This is a genomic window from Neptuniibacter sp. CAU 1671 (assembly GCF_029222905.1).
In the GTDB taxonomy this organism is placed as follows: Bacteria; Pseudomonadota; Gammaproteobacteria; order Pseudomonadales; family Balneatricaceae; genus Neptuniibacter.
This window is the reverse complement of sequence record NZ_JARHUE010000003.1, coordinates 340,893-364,980: the sequence shown is the minus strand read 5'-3', so window position 1 is coordinate 364,980 and position 24,088 is coordinate 340,893. Positions and strand designations below refer to the sequence as shown.

25 protein-coding genes are annotated in these 24,088 nt (G+C 52.7%); 6 read left to right on the top strand and 19 right to left on the bottom strand.

Annotation, left to right across the window (positions count from 1 at the left end):
• Position 1: 1 nt before the first annotated feature.
• From hscB to P2G53_RS07675, 6 genes are all read right to left on the bottom strand, one after another.
• A complete protein-coding gene (gene hscB / locus P2G53_RS07700) occupies positions 2-529 on the bottom strand; it encodes a Fe-S protein assembly co-chaperone HscB (RefSeq protein WP_275815868.1) in 528 nt (175 codons plus the stop codon).
• 18 nt (positions 530-547) lie between these two features.
• Positions 548-874, bottom strand: a complete 327-nt coding sequence (gene iscA, locus P2G53_RS07695) for an iron-sulfur cluster assembly protein IscA (RefSeq protein WP_275815866.1) — start codon at positions 872-874, stop codon at positions 548-550.
• A gap of 33 nt (positions 875-907) precedes the next feature.
• Positions 908-1,291 (bottom strand): Fe-S cluster assembly scaffold IscU, encoded by a 384-nt coding sequence (gene iscU, locus P2G53_RS07690; RefSeq protein WP_275815864.1) that lies wholly within the window; start codon positions 1,289-1,291, stop codon positions 908-910.
• A gap of 28 nt (positions 1,292-1,319) precedes the next feature.
• Positions 1,320-2,534: an IscS subfamily cysteine desulfurase gene (locus P2G53_RS07685; RefSeq protein ID WP_275815862.1), complete on the bottom strand. Its 1,215-nt coding sequence runs from the start codon at positions 2,532-2,534 to the stop codon at positions 1,320-1,322.
• Positions 2,535-2,553: 19 nt separating this feature from the next.
• The gene (iscR, locus tag P2G53_RS07680; RefSeq protein WP_275815860.1) at positions 2,554-3,054 is read right to left on the bottom strand and encodes a Fe-S cluster assembly transcriptional regulator IscR; all 501 of its coding nucleotides are present in this window, start codon (positions 3,052-3,054) and stop codon (positions 2,554-2,556) included.
• 159 nt (positions 3,055-3,213) lie between these two features.
• Positions 3,214-3,954, bottom strand: coding sequence for an RNA methyltransferase (locus P2G53_RS07675; protein ID WP_275815858.1), 741 nt, complete (start codon positions 3,952-3,954; stop codon positions 3,214-3,216).
• Between the two features lie 119 nt (positions 3,955-4,073).
• Here P2G53_RS07675 and P2G53_RS07670 point away from each other — a divergent pair, with 119 nt between their 5' ends.
• Positions 4,074-4,886 (top strand): inositol monophosphatase family protein, encoded by an 813-nt coding sequence (locus P2G53_RS07670; RefSeq protein WP_275815856.1) that lies wholly within the window; start codon positions 4,074-4,076, stop codon positions 4,884-4,886.
• 63 nt (positions 4,887-4,949) lie between these two features.
• Here the strand turns inward: P2G53_RS07670 and P2G53_RS07665 are convergent, their stop codons facing one another.
• From P2G53_RS07665 to P2G53_RS07610, 12 genes are all read right to left on the bottom strand, one after another.
• Positions 4,950-6,245: an adenylosuccinate synthase gene (locus P2G53_RS07665; RefSeq protein WP_275815854.1), complete on the bottom strand. Its 1,296-nt coding sequence runs from the start codon at positions 6,243-6,245 to the stop codon at positions 4,950-4,952.
• Positions 6,246-6,282: 37 nt separating this feature from the next.
• Positions 6,283-7,458 carry an ATP phosphoribosyltransferase regulatory subunit gene (locus P2G53_RS07660; protein ID WP_275815852.1) on the bottom strand — a complete coding sequence of 392 codons (1,176 nt, stop codon included), beginning with the start codon at positions 7,456-7,458 and terminating at the stop codon, positions 6,283-6,285.
• A gap of 44 nt (positions 7,459-7,502) precedes the next feature.
• Complete coding sequence (locus P2G53_RS07655; RefSeq protein WP_275815850.1) at positions 7,503-7,700, bottom strand: DUF2065 domain-containing protein; 198 nt, start codon at positions 7,698-7,700, stop codon at positions 7,503-7,505.
• A gap of 117 nt (positions 7,701-7,817) precedes the next feature.
• Entirely contained in the window at positions 7,818-8,690 is an 873-nt protein-coding gene (hflC, locus tag P2G53_RS07650) for a protease modulator HflC (RefSeq protein ID WP_275815848.1), read from the bottom strand.
• Between the two features lies 1 nt (position 8,691).
• The gene (hflK, locus tag P2G53_RS07645) at positions 8,692-9,870 is read right to left on the bottom strand and encodes an FtsH protease activity modulator HflK (protein ID WP_275815846.1); all 1,179 of its coding nucleotides are present in this window, start codon (positions 9,868-9,870) and stop codon (positions 8,692-8,694) included.
• Positions 9,871-9,963: 93 nt separating this feature from the next.
• On the bottom strand, positions 9,964-11,262 hold the full coding sequence (gene hflX / locus P2G53_RS07640; protein ID WP_275815844.1) for a ribosome rescue GTPase HflX: 1,299 nt from the start codon (positions 11,260-11,262) through the stop codon (positions 9,964-9,966).
• 7 nt (positions 11,263-11,269) lie between these two features.
• The gene (gene hfq, locus P2G53_RS07635) at positions 11,270-11,512 is read right to left on the bottom strand and encodes an RNA chaperone Hfq (RefSeq protein ID WP_275815842.1); all 243 of its coding nucleotides are present in this window, start codon (positions 11,510-11,512) and stop codon (positions 11,270-11,272) included.
• A gap of 109 nt (positions 11,513-11,621) precedes the next feature.
• Positions 11,622-12,527, bottom strand: a complete 906-nt coding sequence (gene miaA / locus P2G53_RS07630; protein WP_275815900.1) for a tRNA (adenosine(37)-N6)-dimethylallyltransferase MiaA — start codon at positions 12,525-12,527, stop codon at positions 11,622-11,624.
• Between the two features lie 32 nt (positions 12,528-12,559).
• Positions 12,560-14,404: a DNA mismatch repair endonuclease MutL gene (gene mutL, locus P2G53_RS07625; RefSeq protein ID WP_275815840.1), complete on the bottom strand. Its 1,845-nt coding sequence runs from the start codon at positions 14,402-14,404 to the stop codon at positions 12,560-12,562.
• 50 nt (positions 14,405-14,454) lie between these two features.
• Positions 14,455-15,786 carry an N-acetylmuramoyl-L-alanine amidase gene (locus P2G53_RS07620; RefSeq protein WP_275815838.1) on the bottom strand — a complete coding sequence of 444 codons (1,332 nt, stop codon included), beginning with the start codon at positions 15,784-15,786 and terminating at the stop codon, positions 14,455-14,457.
• A 24-nt stretch (positions 15,787-15,810) separates the two neighbouring features.
• Entirely contained in the window at positions 15,811-16,260 is a 450-nt protein-coding gene (tsaE, locus tag P2G53_RS07615; RefSeq protein WP_275815835.1) for a tRNA (adenosine(37)-N6)-threonylcarbamoyltransferase complex ATPase subunit type 1 TsaE, read from the bottom strand.
• Complete coding sequence (locus P2G53_RS07610; RefSeq protein ID WP_275815834.1) at positions 16,253-17,770, bottom strand: NAD(P)H-hydrate dehydratase; 1,518 nt, start codon at positions 17,768-17,770, stop codon at positions 16,253-16,255. The genes tsaE and P2G53_RS07610 overlap by 8 nt, the downstream gene beginning before the upstream one ends.
• Positions 17,771-17,820: 50 nt before the next feature.
• On the opposite strand from P2G53_RS07610, the gene queG reads away from it, so the two are divergent.
• Positions 17,821-18,966 carry a tRNA epoxyqueuosine(34) reductase QueG gene (queG, locus tag P2G53_RS07605; protein ID WP_275815832.1) on the top strand — a complete coding sequence of 382 codons (1,146 nt, stop codon included), beginning with the start codon at positions 17,821-17,823 and terminating at the stop codon, positions 18,964-18,966.
• Between the two features lie 2 nt (positions 18,967-18,968).
• Here queG and orn read toward each other — a convergent pair whose 3' ends face one another.
• Positions 18,969-19,508, bottom strand: coding sequence for an oligoribonuclease (gene orn / locus P2G53_RS07600; protein ID WP_275815830.1), 540 nt, complete (start codon positions 19,506-19,508; stop codon positions 18,969-18,971).
• Positions 19,509-19,639: 131 nt separating this feature from the next.
• Between orn and rsgA the strand changes: the two genes are divergently transcribed.
• From rsgA to asd, 4 genes are read left to right on the top strand one after another with little or no spacing between them, the layout of a single operon-like run.
• A complete protein-coding gene (gene rsgA, locus P2G53_RS07595; protein WP_275815828.1) occupies positions 19,640-20,665 on the top strand; it encodes a small ribosomal subunit biogenesis GTPase RsgA in 1,026 nt (341 codons plus the stop codon).
• A gap of 3 nt (positions 20,666-20,668) precedes the next feature.
• The gene (locus P2G53_RS07590; protein ID WP_275815826.1) at positions 20,669-22,309 is read left to right on the top strand and encodes an HDOD domain-containing protein; all 1,641 of its coding nucleotides are present in this window, start codon (positions 20,669-20,671) and stop codon (positions 22,307-22,309) included.
• A 49-nt stretch (positions 22,310-22,358) separates the two neighbouring features.
• Positions 22,359-23,174, top strand: coding sequence for a sulfurtransferase (locus P2G53_RS07585; RefSeq protein ID WP_275815824.1), 816 nt, complete (start codon positions 22,359-22,361; stop codon positions 23,172-23,174).
• Between the two features lie 6 nt (positions 23,175-23,180).
• Entirely contained in the window at positions 23,181-24,047 is an 867-nt protein-coding gene (asd, locus tag P2G53_RS07580; protein WP_275815822.1) for an archaetidylserine decarboxylase, read from the top strand.
• Positions 24,048-24,088 lie beyond the last annotated feature (41 nt).

Sequence of the window (24,088 nt, the reverse complement as noted above, 5' to 3'; positions counted from 1 at the left end):
ATTAATCATCCAGCCGGTCTTCGAGACGTTCTATCTCACTGGCCAGCTTTTCAATAAATTGCATTTTACGCACCGTGGACGTGGCCTGATCCAGTTGTTCAGTTTCAAACTGCTGCGCAAAATCAGCACGCAACGCCTGCAACTCGGATTCAACCGCCGCGGTCAACGCGTCAAGTTCAGCATAGGGATCTGCTGCATCAACAACAGACTCAAGCTGTTCACGCAACTCCATCTGCTGCATCAGAAACATCGGATCAATGGGTGTTGAGGACTCATTGTGAGTATCGATACCCTGCAGCGCCAGCAAGTATTGCGCCCTACGCAGAGGAGACTTCAGGGTGGCTACACCTTCATTAAGGTGAGCCATATACTGAACAGCACGACGCTGCTCTTGATCAGACAGATGCGCATAACGATCAGGGTGCAGCGTTTTCTGCAGCTCCCGCGCCTGTTCTGATAAACGGTTTAGATCGATGTGGTAAGACACCGGCAGACCGATAAACTCAAAATAATTTTTTTTGATATCCATCAGACCTGCCCGGCACAATCAGACATTGAAGCTTTCGCCGCAACCGCACTCACTCGAGACATTCGGATTGTTGAACTTGAAGCCTTCGTTCAAACCCTCTTTCACAAAATCCAGTTCTGTACCATCCAGGTACAGCAGACTTTTCGGATCAATAATGATTTTCAAGTCCTGCTGAACATTGAAAACCTGATCTTCAGTTTGAACTTCGTCAACAAATTCGAGCACATAGGCCATTCCAGAGCAGCCTGATGTGCGGACACCCAAACGAATACCTTCGCCGTGTCCGCGCTTTTCCAGATAACGTGCTACGTGATTAGCCGCAGCATCAGTCATGGTAATTGCCATGTTGCACAATCCCCAGTTTATAAGGCCAATAAATTATTTGGACTGCTTCTGCTTGTAATCAGCAATAGCAGCCTTGATTGCATCCTCTGCCAATACAGAACAGTGAATTTTTACCGGCGGGAGCGCCAGTTCTTCAGCAATCGTCGTATTCTTCAACTCTGCCGCCTGATCCAGTGACATACCTTTGACCCACTCAGTTACCAGCGAGCTAGAAGCTATCGCAGAACCACAGCCGTAGGTTTTAAACTTGGCATCTTCAATAATGCCTGCTTCATTAACCTTAATCTGCAGACGCATTACGTCACCACAGGCAGGCGCACCCACCATGCCGGTACCAACAGACGCATCTTTATCGTCCATTTTGCCGACGTTACGTGGATTTTCGTAATGATCAATTACCTGTTCGCTATAAGCCATGACACACTCCTCTCAAACTCTGTGGCAATCAGTGGTGGACCCACTCTACTTTGGCAAGGTCAACACCGTCTTTGAACATATCCCACAGAGGTGATAGCTCACGTAATTTCATAACCGCGTGATGAATCTGTTTGACCGCATAATCCACTTCCTCTTCGGTCGTGAAACGACCAAAAGAGAATCGAATGGAACTGTGCGCCAGCTCATCACTCAACCCCAGTGCACGCAGAACATAGGACGGCTCCAGGCTGGCAGAGGTACAGGCCGAGCCTGAAGAAACCGCCAGATCCTTCAGCGACATCAGCAGGGACTCACCTTCCACAAACGCAAAGCTTACGTTCAGGTTACCCGGCACACGCTGAGTGGCAGAACCATTCACGTACACTTCTTCAATATCATTCAGGCCAGACATCATACGATCACGCAATGTAGCCAGACGTTTAGCCTCATCCGCCATCTCTTCTTTGGCGATTCGACAGGCTTCACCCATACCCACGATCTGATGGGTCGGCAACGTACCGGAACGCATACCACGTTCATGACCACCACCATGCATCTGCGCTTCCAGACGCACACGCGGTTTACGGCGAACATACAGAGCGCCAATGCCTTTAGGGCCATAAATTTTGTGCGCAGAGAAAGACATCAGATCGACTTTCATGGCGTCCATATCGATCTCAATTTTGCCCAGGCTCTGGGCACCGTCCACGTGAAAAATAATGCCTTTAGAACGGGTCAGTTCACCAATCGCAGCAATATCGGTAATGGTGCCGATCTCATTATTCACATGCATCAGTGAAACAAGAATCGTGTCTTCACGGATCGCTTCTGCAACGGCCTGTGGCTCGATAATGCCATCCTGACCCGGATTCAGATAGGTCACTTCAAAACCCTCACGCTCCAGCTGACGGCAGGTATCCAGTACCGCCTTATGCTCAATTTTGGAGGTGATGATATGCTTGCCTTTGCGCTGATAAAAAGTAGCAGCACCTTTAATGGCAAGGTTATCAGACTCAGTTGCACCTGAAGTCCAGACGATCTCACGAGGATCAGCATTGATCAGATCAGCCACCTGACGGCGCGCTGTTTCAACTGCCTCTTCAGCTTTCCAGCCGAACAGGTGAGAACGGGAGGCAGGATTACCAAAATTTCCGTCCTGAGTAAGGCAGGCCATCATTTTCTCAGCAACCCGCGGATCAACCGGGGTCGTTGCAGAGTAATCCAGATAAATAGGTGTTTTCATTCTCTTCTCCGAGCCTTGCTCACACTACTGCTTCTTCACGGCCGACACGATCATCCGAACTAGAGACTAATATCTGCTCCATATGGATACGATCCTGACGGTTTGAAATTTCCTGCACGTCACGACGGGCAACCAGCTCCTGCAGTGAAATACCACTCAGGAAACGATGAATCTGTTCACTCAGATCACACCAGAGATGGTGTGTCAGGCAAATTTCACCGCCCTGGCAATCAGCCTGATTGCGACAGCCGGTCGCATCAACAGACTCATTTACCGCATCAATCACTTCCGCTACATTGATTGCGGAACGCTTGCGATTCAGCTGATAACCGCCACCAGGTCCACGCACACTGCGCACCAGGTCATTACGCCGTAACTTTGCGAAAAGTTGTTCCAGGTAAGACAGCGAAATCCCCTGTCTTTCGGAAATATCAGCAAGACTGATCGGTCCATTGCCCTCATGCAGCGCCAGATCGAGCATCGCCGTCACAGCGTATCGTCCCTTAGTGGTCAGTCGCATAATTCTTCACCCAAAATGCTTGTTTACCATGGGGAGCATTATGCAATACCCGACAAAAAGAGTCAACTTTATAACCAAGTAAAATTGTCGGAATTAACGCGGCTGCATGATTTTTCAGGGGCGGCAGTTTACCATGAATAAACCCAAATCCCCATGCAACTAACTGTCGATGCGTTTCTGTACCGCCTTCAGAATGCCCCGCAGTACATTTACCTCGACTTTATCCGGTACCGCCCTGAGCAGCAGGCGTCGCAGACGCGGCATTAACTGACGGGGATTATCAGGATCAAGAAAGGCAATCTCGACAAGCGTTTCTTCCAGATGAGCAAACATACGCTCAAGCTCACCATGATCTGCCAGCTCAATATCCCACGGCGTACCCCACTGCGGCTGATCTGCCTGAGCCTGCTCGGCATAGAGAGCCGCCATACGCAACTCGTAACAAATAACCTGAACTGCCGCTGCAACATTCAGAGAGCAGAAGTCGGGATTAGCGGGAATATGAACATGCTGATGACACAACTGCAGTTCATCATTGGTCAACCCCCGATCCTCCCGACCAAAGACAATGGCAACACGCGTACTATCGGGTGCCGTCTGGACAATACCGGCCAATTCGCGCGGATTAACCAGCGGCCATGGAATATGCCGGCCACGCGCACTGGTTCCGACCACCAACTGACAATCAGCCAGCGCATCAGCCAGCGCTTCATGTACAACAGCATTGTCGAGCAGATCGGTTGCGCCCGATGAGCGGGCAACTGCATCTTCATGCGGAAAGAATTTCGGCGCCACCAGATGCAATTCTGTCAGCTTCATATTTTTCATGGCCCTGGCCACAGCCCCAATATTTCCGGGGTGTGTCGTATTAACCAGCACGATGCGGATATTGTTTGACATTGGACACCTGACTATCGGAAGGGCAAGTATTCTAACAGATCTGGATTCAGCAGTTCAGCCACTCTGAAACCTCGGGTATAATGCGCCGATTAAATTGAATTTTTGCAGGTTTCCTACTGATGCAACCCATGGTAAATATCGCTCTGCGCGCAGCTCGCGTCGCCGGCGAACAAATCGTACGCGCCGTTGAGCGGCTCGACCTGATCAAAACGGACGCAGCCGAAGTAACCAAGTTACTCAGTGATACCTGCAAAAAAGCTGAACTGAGCATTGTTCACACAATACAGAAAGCTTATCCACAACATCGGGTGGTTGGTGAATATACCGGCGAGCACCCTGCTCAGGCAGAAACCACGGAGTTCACCTGGTACATCAACCCAATCGACAGTATTTCGAATTTTTCCAATGGCCTGCCGGTTTTCGCCATCAGCATGGCCGGACAGCAGAAAAACAAGATTGAACACGCCCTTATCCTGAATCCGATTACCGGCGAAGAGTTCACAACCAGTCGCGGCAAGGGCGCTCAGCTGAACGGCAAACGTCTGCGCGTCAGCAGTCATAAAACCATTGAGCAGTCCCTGATTGGCACCGGCTTCTTCAACCGCACCAGCGACAAAAATCACCTGGATGCCTACCTAGATATCTTCCGTGCCATGACTCTGGCTGGCGGTACAATCTATAACGGCGGCTCCCCAGCCCTGAATTTGGCCTACACCGCAGCAGGTCGTATTGATGGCTTTTACCAGATCGGTCTGAATCAGTGGGAAATGGAAGCTGGCATTCTACTGGTTCAGGAAGCAGGCGGCCTAGTCGGTGATTTTTCAGGGAACAATCAGTTCCGCGATACCGGACATCTGGTTGCTGCGAACCCTAAAATGTTCAAAGCACTGCTGCAACACCTCAAGCCCTGCCTGACTGAATCTCTGAAATAACCCAATCCATTCAGGCATAAAAAAACCGCGACATAATCGCGGTTTTTTTCGTTTCAAGAACCCTTACTCACCGTAAGGGTTGCGCAGCACGATTGTCTCTACACGGTCAGGGCCAGTAGAAATAATATCCACTGGCGCTTCAACCAGCTCTTCCAGACGCTTGATATAATTCACCGCGGCTGCAGGCAATTCATCCAGCGATTTAGCGCCTACGGTTGATTCCTGCCATCCAGACATTGTCTCGTATACAGGCTGAACCGCTTCATAATCTTCGCTGCCGCTTAATGAAGTAACAACGTTGCCCTGAGCATCTTTGTAACCCACGCAGATATTGATCTGCTCCATGCCATCCAATACATCCAGCTTGGTCAGACACAGACCGGACACTGAGTTGATCTGAATTGCATGACGCAGCGCAACCGCATCAAACCAGCCGCAGCGACGTGCACGACCGGTGGTCGAACCAAATTCATGACCACGCTCAGCCAGACGTGCACCGATATCACAGTGCAGCTCAGTTGGGAACGGACCGCCGCCTACACGGGTTGTGTATGCTTTGGTGATACCCAGAATGTAATCCAGATACAGCGGACCAAAACCACTGCCAGTGGATGTACCACCTGCCGTGGTGTTGGAGGATGTTACATACGGGTAAGTGCCGTGGTCGATATCCAGCAAAGACCCCTGCGCACCTTCGAACATGATGTTTTCACCACGCTTGCGAAGGTCATGCAGCATCGCGGTTACATCCGCCACCATCGGTGCCAGCTGCTCGCCCATCGCCAGTGCTTCATCCAGCACGGTCTGATAGTCAACCGGATCAACCTTGTAGTAATGCTGCAGCTGGAAGTTGTGGTATTCCAGAACTTCTTTCAGTTTGACCGCAAAACGCTCAGGCTCCAGCAGATCACCCAGACGCAGGCCACGGCGAGCCACTTTGTCTTCATAGGCAGGACCGATGCCACGGCCGGTAGTACCGATCTTGGCATTGCCACGCGCCAGTTCACGCGCCTGATCCAGTGCTACGTGATACGACAGAATCAACGGACAGGCAGGACTCAGGCGCAAACGCTCACGCACCGGCACACCTGCCTCTTCCAGACCCTTGATCTCTTTCAGCAACGCATCCGGTGACAACACTACACCGTTACCGATCATGCAAACCACGTTTTCACGCAGAATACCGGATGGAATCAGATGCAGAACGGTTTTCTTACCTTCAATAACCAGCGTATGACCTGCATTATGACCGCCCTGAAAGCGCGCCACAGCTGCAGCCTGGTCTGTCAGCAGATCAACGATCTTGCCCTTACCTTCGTCACCCCACTGGGTACCCAGAACAACTACGTTTTTGCCCATTGTTGCCTACTTGAACTTGATCAAAATTAAATCGGGATTACAGGTCAATGACTTGCCATTGACCCTCTTGCTGTACCAGTTTTGCTGTACAGGGCGTTGACGAGTCGATACCCGGCAACGCAAAGACCACTGTCGCCCCCTGCTCACGCAGAGTAGCAACCTGCTGCAGCAGCGCAGCATCTTCCACTGCAGGCGCCTGCACCCGGCGCGCCTGAGCAAAGGATTGATTCGATAATTCAGCCAGCGTACTCAGATCTGCACTGAAACCGGTCGCCGGTCTGGCTCGGCCAAAATCTTCGCCGATGTGATCATATCGGCCACCACTGGCAATCGACTGACCAAACTCAGGGGTATATGCCGCAAACACAACGCCAGTATGATAGTTGTAACCACGTAGCTCACTGAGATCAAAATACAGATCCAGGCCGCCATCGCGCAGTGAAATACGTTCAGCCAACTGTTGCAGATATTCGATCGCTTCGATTACTTCAGCAGGCGCGGCAGCAAATTCAGTTTTCGCACGGCTCAGCACATCAACTCCGCCATGCAGTCCTGGCAAGACCATCAGCGCATCAGACTGGTTCGTATCAAGCTTCAGATCAGCAACGAACGACGCCAGCTCAGGCAGAGCTTTACGACGCAGAATATCCAGATAACCGTCCTGTTGCTCAGCCGTTAAACCGGTCCAGCGCATCAGGCCTCGAAATACACCCACATGGCCAAGATCCAGCGTCAACTCACGCTGAACACCGGCTGCCTGCAGGGTCTGCATCATCAGATCGATAATCTCGACATCACTTTCGATGCCTGCATGACCATACAGCTCAGCACCTAATTGCAATGGGTTACGGGAGGCCAGCGGTTGCGCAGGACGCGCATGGACTACAGTACCGCAGTAACAAAGACGGGTAACACCTTCCTGACGCAACCGATGAGCGTCAATACGCGCCACCTGAGGCGTGATGTCCGCCCGCACACCGAGACTGTGACCACTCAACTGGTCCGTTACTTTGATCGTATTCAGATCAAGATCCCGACCTACGCCGGTCAACAGAGAATCCAGATGCTCAACCAACGGCGGCATGACAAACTCATAACCCCAGCTTACATGCAGATCCAGCAACCGCCGACGCAACAACTCCACCCCATAAGCTTTGGGTGGCAACAACTCTTTGATGCCTTCAGGAAGCAGCCAACGATCGGCCAGTGCCATGCAAATACTCCGTCGTTTCTAATTGGCAGGAGAAAACACTGCCATCAATTCACCAGATATAACAAACCCAGACCCGCCAACATGCTGGCCAAACCGATGAATCGCAACGTGCGGTCATCCACCAGAGCCAGCTGCTGCACCAGATTGCGCCAGCGCTGCGGGTAGAGGAAGGGAATAATCCCCTCCAGAATCAGCATCAAGCAAAAGCCAATTGCCAGTTCATGTAAAAGTGTTGTGGACATGTCGTTATTCCAAATACCACACTGCCACAAAAAAACCGGGCTGAACCCGGTTTCCGTATTCTACCACGTAATCGAGGAAAATCGCCCCCGATTACGTGTTTTTTTCCAGCAAAAACATTATTGCACTGAAGATTTGTCCAGGTACTTAAAGAAGTCACTGTCCGGCTTCAGCAGCAACACGTCACCGTTTTGACCGAAAGACTCACGATAGGCCTGCAGACTGCGGTAGAAGGAGTAAAATTCAGGGTCAGCAGAATAGGCATCAGCGTATATTTTTGCTGCACCCGCATCACCTTCACCTCGAATCTCCTGTGACTCACGGTAAGCCTGTGCTTCAATGACAGTCTTCTGACGATCTGCATCAGCCCGAATACCTTCGGCCAGCTCTTTACCACGAGAGCGTAGTTCTCGCGCTTCACGCTCACGCTCGGTACGCATACGCTGATACACGGAGTCAGATACCTCTGGCGGCAGATCGATACGTTTTACACGCACATCCACAACTTCGATACCCAGCTCGGTCAGGGCAATTTTACTCAGGTTACTGGTGAGTTCAGACATCAGCTCTTCACGTTCACCGGAAACAACTTCTGTCACGGTACGCTCACCGAACTGATTCCTCAGCCCCGTATCCACACGGTCAGACAGCAGCTGAGCCGCCTTGAACTCATCACCTGAAGTTGCGGTGTAGAATTTTTCTACGTTACCCACCCGCCACTTCACAAAGGAGTCCACAATCAGACGCTTTTTCTCCAGCGTCAGATAGGCCTGCGGACGGGCATCCAGAGTCAGGATACGTGAGTCAAAAATCCGCACTTTGTTGACGATAGGTATCTTAAAATGAATACCCGGCTGAACATCCGCATTGTAGACCTCACCGAACTTCAACAGCACGGCACGTTCTGTCTCTTTCACAATGTACAGGGTACTTTGCGCCAGCAACACCAGCGCACCAATCAGAATCAAACCAAACAAGGACTTGGACTGCATCTTAACGGCCCTCCCTTCTGGTAGCCTGACGCTGACGAATCTGCTCCGTTACCTGCTCAGTCAGCTCACGCAAACTGTCGCTGTCCAACCGCAGCGGATCCTGAACCACCGCAGCCGCACTTCGATTCTGCAGCAATTTATCCAGCGGCAGATACATCATGTTGTTACCACCTTCCACATCGATCAGAATTTTCGGATTTTCAGACAAAACTTTTTCCATAGTGTCCAGATAGAGACGCTCACGCGTAACGTCTGGCGCTTTGCTGTACTCCGTCAGCAACGCTGTGAAGCGCTGCGCATCACCCTGAGCACGCGCAATCACCTCTTCACGATAGGCACTGGCCTCTTCCAGCATACGCTGGGCACGACCACGGGCTTCCGGAATAATACCGTTGGCATAGGATTCCGCTTCGTTCTTAACCCGCTGCTCATCCTCACGCGCCTTGATCACGTCATCAAATGCGTTCTGTACCTGATTAGGCGCTTTAGCTTCTTTGATATTGACCTTGGAGATCTGCAGACCGGTGTTGTATTCGTTCATGTACTGCTGCAGCCGCTCCTGCACCTGAATAGAGAGCGCATCACGCCCCTGGGTCAGGATGGAGTGCATGTCAGTTGAACCCACCACATGGCGCAGGGCAGATTCAGCCGCATGCGACAGACTGGCTTCCGGATCTCTCACACGCAGAACAAAGGCTTCGGTATCAGAGATGACGTACTGTACTGTCATTTCGACATCAACAATATTTTCATCTTTGGTCAGCATCAAAGCACGATGATCTCGGGTTCTGACCCGGGTCACGTTGATTGGGGTCACAATATCAATCAATGGCGGATTCCATTGCAGACCCGGACCTACGGTCTCATGGTACTTACCCAGACGCAGCACCACACCACGCTCCTGCTGGTCAAGGGTATATACACCCATGCCCATCCAGATCAGTACCGCAGCAACAGCAACAACCACCACCATGCGGCCACCGCCTTTACCACTACCATTGCCACCGGAGCGACCTTTCTTGCCACCCCCGAACAAACTGTTCAGCTTGTCCTGCAATTTACGCAGCGCCTCGTCCAGATCAGGTGGCCCTTGATCACCACCATTACGACCACCGCGGTTATTATTACCACCCCAGGGATCCTGATTATTGCCATTGCCTCCCGGCTCATTCCAGGACATAAAGATCTCCGTCAACCTACCTTTATTGTGAAACGTAAGATACCTGCCTGACCTGACTCTGTATAGGCATTCAGACTGGCATCGAATACGTTTTTAATGGACCGAAGAGGGAAAACAACGTTCCGCAGACAGACCCAATCGGCTCAAAATCTGCAACATGTCCTTCTTCTGCATCCTTACTTCCAATACTGCATTACCTTCCTGATCAGTCTGCTCCTGCACCACAGCACCGGCAGCGTACAAGCGCGCCCTGAACTGACCCTCATTGGGCTTAAGTGTAAGCGCCTGGTGAAACACATCTTCACCCAACAACTCACTTACCGCCTCGAACAGCAGTTCGCAACCTTCACCAGTGACCGCAGAGAGCCAGACTCGAGCAGGCTTGCCCTCTTCATCGCGATCAATCCGGGGCGCACGATCAGGCAACATATCAATCTTATTGTAGACTTCGAGCATCGGAACCTCGTCAGCCCCGATCTCTTTCAACACCTTGAGTACTTCAGCTACATGTCCGTGACGCTCATCATCATGGCAGTCAATAACATGCAGCAACAGGCTCGCCTCGACGGTTTCCTGCAGTGTCGCCCGAAACGCCTCTACCAGTTTATGGGGCAGGTGCCGTATAAATCCAACCGTATCTGCCAAAATTGCCGGGCCAACATCATCAATTTCTACCCGTCTCAGGGTCGGATCCAGGGTTGCAAACAACTGATCCGCTGCATACACCTGCGAGGTCGTCAGACGGTTAAACAGGGTTGATTTGCCAGCGTTGGTATAGCCCACCAGCGACAGCGTCGGTATCTCTGCTCGTTTACGCGAACGACGCCCCTGATCCCGTTGCGTGCGAACTTTTTCCAGACGCTTATGGATCGATTTCATGCGGGCACGCAACAAACGACGGTCTGTCTCCAACTGGGTTTCACCCGGTCCGCGTAAACCAATACCCCCCTTTTGACGCTCAAGGTGGGTCCAGCCCCTGACCAGGCGAGTTGACATGTGATCGAGCTGAGCCAGTTCAACCTGCAACTTACCTTCATGGGTACGCGCACGCTGCGCAAATATATCCAGTATCAGCCCTGTACGATCAAGTACCCGACTTTGGATCTCACGTTCAATATTGCGTTCTTGCGCCGGAGAGAGCGCATGATTGAAGATCACCAACTCTGCCTGATGCAGATTGACCAGTTGACGCAACTCTTCAAGCTTTCCAGTACCAATAAAGAATTTTGAATTTGGCTGGGCGCGACTGCCTGTCAGGAATTCAACCGGATCGGCGCCTGCAGACAGTGCGAGTTCTTCAAGTTCTTTTGGGCTTTCCTGCTCAGAGTCATCCGACAACTGAATATGAACGAGAATGGCGCGTTCGCCACTCTCAGGACGATCGAAGAACAAGGTATAATTAAGCCTCGGTTTTGCCGTCCTCAGCCGCCGGCAGTTTTACCGGACGTGAAGGAACAACAGTGGAAATGGCATGTTTGTATACCATCTGGCTGACGGTGTTTTTCAGCAGAATGACAAACTGATCGAATGATTCTACCTGACCCTGCAATTTAATGCCGTTCACGAGGAAAATTGAAACAGGGATGCGCTCTTTACGCAGCGCGTTCAGATAAGGGTCTTGTAAAGACTGCCCTTTTGACATTGCAAACTCCTTCCCGAAAAAAGATTGTCGTTATTTGTTGTTTATTATTTGTTCTGTCGTGCTTAAGTACTACCAAAATGCATAAGCCAGACCAATTTCCAGCATAACACTAAATAATGCCTGCCTCTATTTTTTTCAAGGCCTTTGGCAAAAGGTTATCCGAAAGGCTATCAAGCCACTGCAAGTCAGGCCAGCTACGCAACCAGGTCACCTGGCGCTTGGCCAACTGTCGGGTCGCAATCACCCCTTTTTCGACCATGGTTTCGTGATCCCACTCCCCTGCCAGATAACTCCAGACCTGCCGGTATCCCACGCAGCGCACTGAAGGCATTTGCACATTCAGGTCTCCACGCCGCCAGAGCAACTCAACTTCGTCAACAAAGCCCTGTTCCAGCATCATCTGAAAACGAAGCGCAATGCGTTCGTGCAAAACCGAGCGTTCCTGCGGCATCACTGCCAGAGACACAATTGGAAAATCAGGTTTCTGACTCACTTGTTCACGCCAGAGTTCCGTCATTGAACGCCCAGTTAGTTCAAATATTTCAAGTGCGCGCTGCAACCGCTGAGAATCATTCGGATTAAGGCGCGCAGCAGACTCTGGATCCACCTCCGCCAGCCGCGCATGCAATGCAGGCCAGCCCTCAGTCAACCCCCACTGCAACAGACGTTCCCTGACCTGCGGATCTGACTCCGGCAGATCAGCCAATCCGTTTTTGAGGGCATGGAAATACAGCATGGTGCCGCCGGTCAGCAGCGGAATACGGCCCTGTTGATGAATCTGACCAATCTCACGCAGAGCATCCTGACGAAAATCTGCAGCAGAATAGGCTTCTGCAGGATCGCGGATATCAATCAGACGATGAGGATACTGTTGCAGTGTCTGGACGTCGGGTTTGGCGGTACCTATATCCATCCCACGATAGATCATCGCTGAATCGACACTGACAATGTCGCAGGGAAGCTGGTCGCATAAGCGCATGGCCAGATCCGTCTTACCGGACGCAGTCGGGCCCATCAGAAAAATTACCGGCAGTTGCTGAGACACGCTTACTGACCCCGTAAAAACAGCTTATCGAGGTCAGACACACTCATCTGTGTCCAGGTAGGGCGACCATGGTTACACTGCCCACTGCGCTCGGTCTGTTCCATATCCCGCAGCAATCCATTCATCTCAGCGATAGTTAGCTGACGGTTGGCACGCACGGCGCCATGACACGCCATTGTCGCCAGCAACTCGTTAATATGCTGCTGGATACGCTGACTTTCGCCATACACCAGCATGTCAGATAACACATCACGAATCAGCTGGGCATGATCCGCTTTTGCCAGCGTCACCGGCACCTGCCGGATCACCAGGGTTTCCTCGCCCATCCGGGCCAGTTCAAACCCCAACTGTGTAAACATGCTGCTTTGCTCTTCTGCCAGATCCGCCTCGGCGCGACTGACGGCCAGACTAAGCGGCACCAGCAGGGGCTGAGAGCGCACACCCTCATCCTCAAATGCCCGTTTCATACGTTCATAAACAATACGTTCATGGGCCGCATGCATATCCACCACCACCAGCCCCTGAGCATTCTGCGCCAGAATATAGATGCCATGCAGTTGCGCCAGTGCATAACCCAAGGGCGGACAGGTTTCTTCTGGTGTTGTTTCAGAGGCCAACCCGGCATGCAGGGCACCATAAGCCTGAATTTGCTCACGAACAGCGCCGACGGATGGACGTGATTCAGGTGTAAAGTCATAAGCGGTATGACCATTACCCGAAGTACTGTTTGTCAGCCCCATCTGGCGCTGCTCAAACGATTGCTCCACAGGCATTTGGCCGGGGGGCTGCAATATTGCCCCGGCCGATGCATCAGCCAGATCCCGTGCCTCATCACCGGGACGCATATCCGCAATCAGACGATGCAGGCTACGGAACAGAAAATCATGCACCAAACGCCCTTCGCGGAAACGCACCTCATGTTTAGTGGGATGAACGTTAACATCTACCAGCTTGGGATCCAGCTCCAGAAACAACACATAGGCAGGAAAACGGCCATGGAACAACACATCGGCATAAGCCTGACGTACGGCGTGGTTTACAACCTTGTCACGTATTACCCGGCCATTGACAAAAAAGTATTGCAGATCAGCCTGACTGCGGTTGAAGGTTGGTAATCCCATCCAGCCATACAGCCTTAAACCCGACGCTTCTGCCGCCAGATCAACTTTAAGGGCATTCTGAATAAACGCTGAGCCACACAATTGCGCCACGCGGCGTTCTTTTTCCAGTTCAGCGTCTGCCTGACGCAACTGATAAATGACCTTGCCGTTATGTCGAAGCTGAAATGCCACATCAAAACGACTCAACGCCAACCGTTTGACTACCTCTTCAAGGTGCCTGAATTCGGTTTGTTCTGTTTTCAGAAAACGACGTCGGGCTGGCGTATTAAAAAACAGATCAGCCACTTCTACCGTGGTTCCGACAGGATGTGCAGCAGGGGTAACCTGCGCTGTCATTTCACGGCCTTCAGTCTGAACCTGCCAGGCCGCCTCCTGATCTGGCTGACGGGAGGTCAGCGTCAGACGGGATACCGAACTGATACTCGCCAGCGCCTCACCCCGAAAACCCAGACTGGCAACCGCCTCCAGATCTTCAAGCGCATGAATTTTGGAGGTTGCATGTCGACTGAGCGCCAGCGGCAGGTCATCCGTATCAATACCACAGCCATTATCACGTAAACGGATTAACTTGATTCCACCCTGCTCAACTTCCACATCAACCTTGCTGGCACCGGCATCAATGCTATTTTCCAGCAGTTCCTTAACCACAGAGGCAGGGCGCTCAACCACCTCACCGGCAGCAATCTGGTTCGCCAGTCGAGGAGTAAGCAATTGAATTTTGGGCATGAAAAATCCTGTGGGCGGTCTTTTATTAACAGAGACTGGGGAGCATAAACTTAGCTGGCAGGAATACGCAGAACCTGACCAACCTTGATGTTATCATTTTTCAGCTGATTTGCTTTGCGCAAATCGCTCAGTGAAATGCCGTTGCGTAACGCAATAACCGATAAGGTATCACCCCGCTCTACACGATAAGTACGTGACTGACTCGCGCCGTTCTGAGCAATCAGGGTCATGGCCGGAGGCTTACGGGTAAAGTGTTCCACAATCCCCTGATAAACTGCGTTGGCCATCTTCTTCTGATAACTGGAGGAACGCAATTTACGCGCTTCGTCCGGGTTTGAGATAAAACCGGTTTCGACCAGAATGGAAGGGATATCCGGCGATTTCAGAACAACAAAACCCGCCTGCTCCACATAGGATTTATGCATGCGGGCAAACTGTTTGATATTGTCATGAATCTCGGCCGCTACCACACGACTGTCTTCGCGGCTGGCAGTCATCGACATGTCGAGCAGCACACCTGCCAACACATCATCTTTATCTTCAAGACTGACACCGCCCACACCGCCAATCAGGTCAGCACTGTTTTCCTTGCTGGCCAGCCAGCGACCCATCTCACTGCTGGCACCCCGGGGTGAAAGCACCCAAACAGAAGCGCCGTTAGCTCTGGGATCTTTAAAAGCATCAGCATGAATTGAGACAAACAGGTCGGCATTTTTCTTACGGGCCATACCGGTTCGGCCTCGCAAGCTGATGTAATAATCGCCGTTGCGGGTCAATTCACCCCGATATCCCGGCGTTTGATCCAACAGGCGCTTCAGTTCTTTGGCAATCGCCAGCACGACATCTTTTTCGCGCACTTTGCCAGGTCCAATGGCACCGGGGTCTTCACCGCCATGCCCGGCATCAATCACCACAACCACATCACGCCCGGCCACAGGCTCTACGGTTTTGACCGTTTTTTTAGCTTCCGGGCGGGCATCAGGTTCAATCAGATCCAGTACCAGACGATGTCCATACTGATCGTTAGGCTTCAAATCAAAACTCTTGGCACGGACGCTATGTCTCAGATCAAGCACCAGCCGCAGAGTTGAGCCGTTCTGCCCGGAACGAATTCTTTGCACCGGCCCTTCAGCCAGATTGAGTTTTGCGGGATCAAAGGAGAGGGACGCTTTTTCGACATCCAGAACAATACGGTCCGGATTATTCAGGGTGAATACCTTGTGCTCCATGGGGCCGGTGAGATCAAACACCAGACGCGTATGGTCCGGCGCCAGCCAGAGCCGGATATTATTCACATCAGCCGCATGGACAGTGAGAGACAGCAGGCTTGTCAGCACAAGCACATTCAGTCTGCTCAGAATCGACACCGGTCTATCCCCCATTACAACGTTCCGTTAACAGCATTTTTACAGTGTATCGGCCACTTTTTGACCGATTTCACTACGTGCTTCAAATTCTGCCTGCCGCCCCAGCCCTTCCAGAGTCAGATGCACAATCAGATCCGGCACAGGCAAAATACCCCGGCCCCGCTCAGGCCACTCCACCAGACACAACGACTGGTGATCGAAATAGTCACGGATTCCAAGATACTCAAGCTCTTCCGGATCACTCAGGCGATACAAATCAAAGTGATACACCTGCCGATCGGCCAGCTCATAAGGCTCTACAAGTGTATAGGTGGGGCTTTTAACCGCACCCTGATGACCAAAACCCTGCAGTATGCCCCGGCACAGGGTAGTTTTACCCATACCCAGATCACCTTCCAGAAAGATCACTCCCATCGGGCAAAGTTCAGCCAGCCGTCGACCCAGGGCAACCATCGCATCTTCATCCGGGATACTCAAGCGTTTATTCATGCAAGCCATTGATTACCTGATTAATTTCTAAAAAAAGATCCGATGCTAGTATACCGCGTTCACCACGCTGTGCAGCTACTCTGTCAGCAGCAGATGCATGAATATAAACACCCAGTCGGGCTGCATCTTCAGCCACCAAGCCCTGAGCCAGCAGCGCACCACAGATACCAGACAACACATCTCCCATCCCGGCAACAGACATACCCGGATTACCGGCATCACAGAGATGGATCACATCACCGGCACAACTCAGGCTACCCGCACCTTTCAACACCACCGCACCACCACAGATCTGCTGCAGATCAGTCACCGTCTGAAAACGGTTGGATTGCAATTGCCCACTATGCGTTCGCAGAATGCGCGCAGCTTCACCCGGATGAGGCGTAAACACCGACGCAGAATGATCGCCGGTAAACAGGTTCTTTGTGCTCATGATATTCAGGGCATCCGCATCCAGCACCATCGGTTTTGCCGCCGCCAGCACCGCTGCCAGCATCTGTTCACCCCAGGCCTGCTGACCCAACCCCGGACCAATAACCACAATATCAGCCTGCTCCAGCAACGGTTCTAACTGCCCGACACACTCGACTGTATGGGTCATCACTTCAGGGCAGCGGGCCAGTGCCGCGGACACATGGGCTTGCCGGGTTGCCAGTGAAACCCTGCCGGCGCCGGCTCTCAGGGCAGCTTCGGCGGCCAGCAGCGCAGCTCCGCCCATGCCATTATCACCCCCCACCACCAGCAGATGACCATACAGGCCTTTATGCGCATTTTTTTGTCGGGCTGGCAGCATTTCAGTCAGGTCATCAGCACTGGTTCTGAACACCTGCACTGGCACTTCGTCATAAACTTCATCAGGCAGGTGAAGATTATCGAATAGAACCTGACCCGCGTATTCGACACCCTCAGCAGTCAGCAAACCGCGATTGAGTCCAATAAAACTCAAGGTAATTGTGGCCCTGACGGCTTGCCCCAGCACCATGCCGGTATCCGCACAGAGTCCCGAAGGAATATCCGCCGCCAGTACTGGCCTGCCCAGCCGATTGATACGTTTAATTGCAGAGAGAAAAGGCTCACGCACAGGCCCTTTAAGCCCGGTGCCCAGCATCGCATCCAAAATCACCTCACCGGTAATGTCGATTTGATCGCTGTATATCTCCGCTACCAGGTCGGTTCCAGCAAGCTGTTGCCAGGCCTGTAATGCTTCGCCAGTCAAACGCTGGGCAAAATCAGTATCACCTACGCACAACAATTGCACTGACAAACCCTGCTGGCGCGCTAACGCCGCGACAATAAAGCCGTCACCCCCATTATTGCCGCCGCCCGCCAATACCGTCAGTCTCGAGATACCGGGAAAACTGGCCAGCAACACCGCAAACAGAGCATGACCGGCTCTTTGCATCAGGCGAATACCCGGTATGCCAAACTGCTCAATCGCGATACGATCCAGCAACCGGGTTTGTTCAGCCGTGTATAATGACGCGGGCAAGTGAGCCCTGTTGTGAGACATAAGGTATTCACCAGACTCTGTTTTTAGTCACATTATGAGGAATCCGGCCTGTGCCCGGCAAGTCTGAATCAACCCCTGTTTACTCGACTGAACAGTTGGCCGAACTGGCAACCCGGATCAAGGCATGGGCGCTGGAGCTGGGGTTCCAGCAATGCGGCATAACCGACCTGAATACCGCGGGTGAGCAGGCACATTATGAGCAGTGGCTGGCACAGCAGTACCACGGCGAGATGGAGTACCTGCAAAATAACTCGGAGCTACGTTTTGATCCTGCCCGACTGGTGCCCGGTAGCCAGCGCCTGATCTGTGTCCGAATGGATTATCTGCCTGAAAAAACAGAGCCCGTCGACACTTTAGGCAACCCGGATCAGGCCTACATCGCGCGCTACACCCTGGGCCGCGACTACCACAAACTGATTCGTAAACGTCTGACCCATCTGGGACAGAAAATACAAGCAGAAACAGGCAGCCAGACCTGGCGCGGTTTTGTTGATAGCGCCCCGATTCTGGAACGCCCCCTGGCCCAACGGGCCGGACTTGGCTGGCAGGGTAAACATACACTGATTCTCAACCGGCACGCGGGTTCTCTGTTTTTTCTCGGTGAGCTTTTTACCGACCTGCCCTTACCAATTGATCTGCCCTACACCCAAAATCACTGCGGCGAGTGCACGGCATGTATGGATGTCTGCCCGACTGCGGCCTTTCCGGAACCCTATGTGCTGGATGCCCGGCGCTGCATTTCATATCTGACCATCGAACTGAAAGGCGCCATTCCAGAAGAGCTTCGCCCCCTGATGGGCAACCGTATTTTTGGCTGTGATGACTGTCAGCTGATCTGCCCCTGGAACCGTTTTGCCCGCCCCACGGCAGAACCTGATTTTCAACCACGGCATAAGCTGGATGATTCAGCGCTGGCTGAGCTGTTTCTCTGGGATGAGGAGACTTTTCTGAAGCGCACTGAGGGATCGGCAATCCGTCGCACTGGTTTCGAAGGCTGGTTAAGAAACATTGCCGTGGCCCTGGGCAACAGCCGGGGCGGAGAAACCGTATTGCATGCTTTGCAACAGCGGGTTAACCACCCCTCAGCGCTTGTAAGGGAACATGTGAACTGGGCTCTCACACACCTGAACGATAAACCAGCCACTGAGGCGGTACCGTTACTGATTCATCCCAGAAAAGCCAAGCTCAAATTCTGAACTCAGATCTTCAGAAAGTGGTCCCGGTAATGCTGCAGCTCCGCAATGGAATCACGGATATCGTCCATGGCCAGATGCGAGCCTTTTTTCACCACCCCCGCGGCCACTTCAGGCTTCCAGCGTTTGGCCAGCTCTTTCAGGGTACTCACATCCAGATTGCGGTAGTGGAAGAAAGCCTCCAGCTCCGGCATATAACGCCAGAGGAAACGCCGGTCCTGACCAATGCTGTTACCACACATGGGTGACGCGCCTTCCGGCAAATACTGACGCAAAAACGCCAGGGTTTGCTGCTCGGCATCAGACACACTGACCTGGCTGTCCAGAACCCGCTGCGTCAAGCCTGACTGGCCGTGCTGACGGGTACACCACTCATCCATCGCATCCATCACCGCGGCAGGCTGATGAATCGCCAGAGAGGGCCCTTCAGCCAACACATTCAGATTGGCATCCGTAACAATGGTGGCGATCTCGATAATCACATCGGTATCCGGGTTAAGACCCGTCATTTCCAAATCAATCCAGATCAGGTTATTCGCATTCACCCACTACATCCTCCACTGTTTACGGAAGCTTACTGTCAATTCATAGTGCGATAGAATACCTTAACCGTTTCCAACTTGCTTAATTTAAGAGGCTTTTTCGGATTTGCCGCCGGCAACTCTGTGCTGACACCATGAGTAAACGCAAACTCACCCGCAGACAAAACTGGCGGATCCAGAAAATCCAGGATGAACGCACCGCACGGGCGGCGCGCAAAGACGCCCAAATTGATTCTCAACTCGACAACAGTGAGCTGGGGCCAGAGCAGGCTGGTCTGATCATCTCTCACTACGGTAAGCAGGTAGATATTGAACCGGAACAGCCAGAATTTCCGGGTGAGATCATTCGCTGTCACCTGCGAACCAATCTGGGACAACTGGTTACCGGTGATCGGATAATCTGGCGTCGCGGCAAGGAAACCGGCGTGGTCGTGGCCGCGCTGCCCCGTAGCAGCGAGCTGCTGCGACCCAACCCCTACGGTGAGATGAAACCGGTGGCCGCCAATATCGATTCCATCATTATTACGGTGGCTGTCGAACCAACGCCCCACGCCAATCTGATCGACCGGTATCTGGTAGCAGCTGAACTCAGCCAGATTGAACCGGTTATCCTGCTCAACAAAACAGATCTGCTGAATGATAACAATCGAGAGGTGATCGACGCGCTGCTGGACCAGTACCGTGTGATTGGTTATCAGGTCCTGACCGCCTCATCCTCGACCGAAGAGGGCCTGGAACCTCTCAAAAACTACCTGCACAACCGAATCAATGTTTTTGTCGGCCAATCCGGGGTCGGCAAATCATCTCTGATCAACGCCCTTCTCCCGGGAGTTGATTTAAAAACCGGCGAACTCTCAACTCAGAGCCGAAAAGGCCGACATACTACGACAACTGCGCGATTGTTCCACTTCCCTGATGGCGGCGATCTGATCGACTCTCCCGGGATTCGCGAGTTTGGACTCTGGCATATCAAAGCCGAAGACGTCATTGACGGCTTCCGCGAACTGCGCCCGCTGGCAGGGCTATGTCGGTTCAGGGACTGCAAACATGAGCAGGAACCCAATTGCGCACTGCTTGAAGCCGTTGAAAAAGGCGATGTGAGCGTTGCCCGCTGGAACAGTTATCGCAATATACTGGGATCAATCGAGATGAATGGTTAATTTGTGTCTGAGCAGCAGCTGATCACCATTGAGGCCCCGCACGGCAGACGTGAATGGGTCGAATTTCTGCAGGAGCGATCGTTACCGATCCGCAACAGCGTACTGCTCCGCCTGCAGAAACAGCTGCATGATCCCAACAGCTCACTGAATCAGATTACCCAGATCGTCAGAGGCGACCCGGCACTCTGCCTCGCTGTTGTCCAGACCGCAGGTCTGCGCCATCAGGCAATCAACTCCCGGGTCACCAGTCTCGACCATGCCATCAACTCCCTCGGTATGGACCAGTTATCCGCCCTGCGCTACCAGCTCACACCGCATAAGCTGAACCCGAACAGCGTAGGGCAAAAGATGTATTTCCGTTCCATGGCTACCAGCTATCACGCTATGACCCAGTGTCATCAGTGGCTTAGTCAGCGCAAATCTCCGTTTCTTGAAGAGTCCAGCCTGGCCAGCCTGTTTTACGGCGTGGGGTACTGGTTCCTGTGGCAACATGCCACCCGGCACATGTGCGAAATTCAGATCCGCATTCGAGAGCAACACCGTGAACCACAGTTGGCCGAAAGCGACGTACTGGGCTGCGCGGTTGACCAGATCAGTCAGGGACTGCTGGAAGCCTGGGGTATCTCCGAACTGGCCCAGCAGGGACTGGAGCATGACGAGGTCAGCAACCGACAGTTTATGCGCCAACTGCATCGCCGGGTGCTGGATGAGAACAGCCTGAATAAAGACGCCCGCCGAGAAGTCAGCCTGTTAATTCAGGAAAAATTTTTCCCGGTTAAGCTCTCCAACTGGCTGGCGCAGAGTGTTGATTTTGGCTGGCAACGTCCGGCATCTCTGCAGGTCATCGACGTGGTTAATGATTACCTCAAAGGCGAAATTTCAGCCACCCAGACCCAGCTGCACATTAACTGTGTCAACGCTTCACGGCAGTATCATGTCAGAGGCACGCTGGCGCTGGCAGCCGAGTTGCTGATGTTGCCCTCTGCAACCACAATCAACTACCGGCTGGAGCAGACAGAGGCCGACAATCTTGAGCTGCAACCACCGCTGACAGTAAACCAACCCACAGCAAACACAGGCAATGCGGCGTTTGATCAGCCACTGGATCACAAACCAATTGATCAGGCATTAATGGATCAGACCCTGACCAAACTGCAACAACCGGCAGAATACTTCAAACTGCCCAAGGATATCCTGCGGGAGCTGCTGCTGACCCTGAATCACAGCCTGAAATTCGAGCGTGCGGCACTGTTCCTGATCAATCCCAGACACCGTCAGTTAAAAACAGCCTTCAGTTTTGGCTTTCCTGACCAGCACCCCATCTCACGCTTCAACTTTGATTACCATATCGCCAGTCTGCTGAAACAACTGAGCGAACAGCCCAAAGTGGTTTGCATCCGCCCGGAGCATCGCCAGAAAGTGTTACGGTTTCTGCCGGAAAACTACCAGCAGTGGGCGCCTATCAACGGCTTTATGCTGTTGTCACTCTTCAACGGCGCACAACCGATCGCCATTATTCATGTCGATAACGGCATGGGTGGAGACAGCATCTCCGAGGCGCAACAGAAAGCCGCAACCAAACTTGCGCACCTCACCACCAAGGCTTTGACTCTGTTACAGAACACCAGCGCAGAGATGAAATAAGCGGTTGAACCCAGTATATTAGCCGCCTACTTATCTGTTGGAGTCTGTGATGTCACTGCCCGTGCTTATAGAACCGGATACACTGGTAAACCTGCTCGGACAATCCAATCTGATCATTGTTGATCTGTCCGGCTCAGAGGCCTATCAAAATGGCCATATTCCGGGTGCTCTGCATCTACCTTCAAGCCGACTGCTTCGGGGTGAAGGCGATATCCCCAACAAAGTACCCACTGAACAGCAGCTACAAACACTCTGCCAGGATCTGGGACTGACCCCGGAAGACCATGTCATTGCTTATGATGATCAGGGTGGCCCCTGGGCTGGCCGGCTTATGTGGACACTGAACCTGCTGGGACATGAGCGCTGCTCTGTACTGAACGGCCAACTGGCAGGCTGGAAAGCAGCATCGCTGCCACTGGAACAGACAGCCCAAAAAGCGAAAATAGCGGACCAATACCCCATCAGGCTCAAGCCTGAGCTGCTGGCCGATGCTGCCTACATTCTGGCGCACCTTGAAGATAAGAGTGTTCAGATCTGGGATGCCCGGGCAGCGGACGAGTACCGCGGCGAAAAAGTCATCAATGCCAAACGCGGTGGACACATCCCCGGTGCCATTAACCTCGAATGGACCGACTGTCTGGAAAGCACAGAGCTGCCTCGCCTTAAGAGTGTAGAGGCACTTCAGCAACTGCTGACCGAACACGGTATTGATGCCTCATGCGAAATCATTACCCACTGCCAGACACACCGGCGTTCCGGTCTGACCTATCTGGTCGCGAAGCACCTGGGGGTCAAAACAATCCGTTGTTATGACGGTTCCTGGTTTGAGTGGGGCAACCTGCCTGATACACCGATTGAGGCGTAACACCCGATGAAAGATCTGAAAACCCGTCTGTTTATTCTGTTACAGCATCTGCTGCCGCAGCATCTGCTGTCCCGCCTGGTGGGGCGATTAGCAGCCAGCCACACCCCGATGATCAAGAACCTGTTTATCAACTGGTTTGTACGCCAGTACCAGATCGATATGAGTCAGGCACTGGAAGAACGGCCCACCGCCTACCGTAGTTTTAATGCTTTTTTTACCCGCGAACTGAAGCCGGGCATTCGTCCCATTGATACAACACCAGGCAGTGTCGTCAGCCCGGCAGATGGTGCCATCTCTCAACTGGGCCAGATCGACTATGGCCGTATCTTTCAGGCCAAGGGCCGCAGCTACAGCCTGACCGCCCTACTGGGTGGCGATAATAAAGCCGCCGCTCCGTTTCTGAATGGCCGTTTTGCGACCATTTATCTGTCACCACGTGACTACCACCGGGTCCACATGCCGATTGACGGCACCCTAACCCGAACTGTTTATGTGCCGGGCGATCTGTTTTCCGTCAATCAGGCGACAGCAGAAGGGGTTGAGCACCTGTTTGCCCGCAATGAGCGTCTAGTGGCTTTTTTCGATACGCCGCTGGGACCCATGGCGATGGTGATGGTTGGTGCGATGATCGTGGCCGGAATTGAGACAGTCTGGTCCGGTGTCGAGGCGCCCCGTCTGCGTCAACCAATCACCCAGCATTTCAACAAACTTCCCGCGCCAGTCGTGCTGAAAAAAGGTGATGAGATGGGTCGCTTTTATCTGGGCTCCACTGTCATTCTGCTGTTCGGCCCGGACGTGATGGAGTGGGAAACTTCTCTGACTGCCAACAGCCCGGTCAGTCTCGGCAACAGAATTGGCATGGCGGAAGACTGAACCTGCGTTCAGTTCTCTGATCAGAGGTAATATCCTGAACA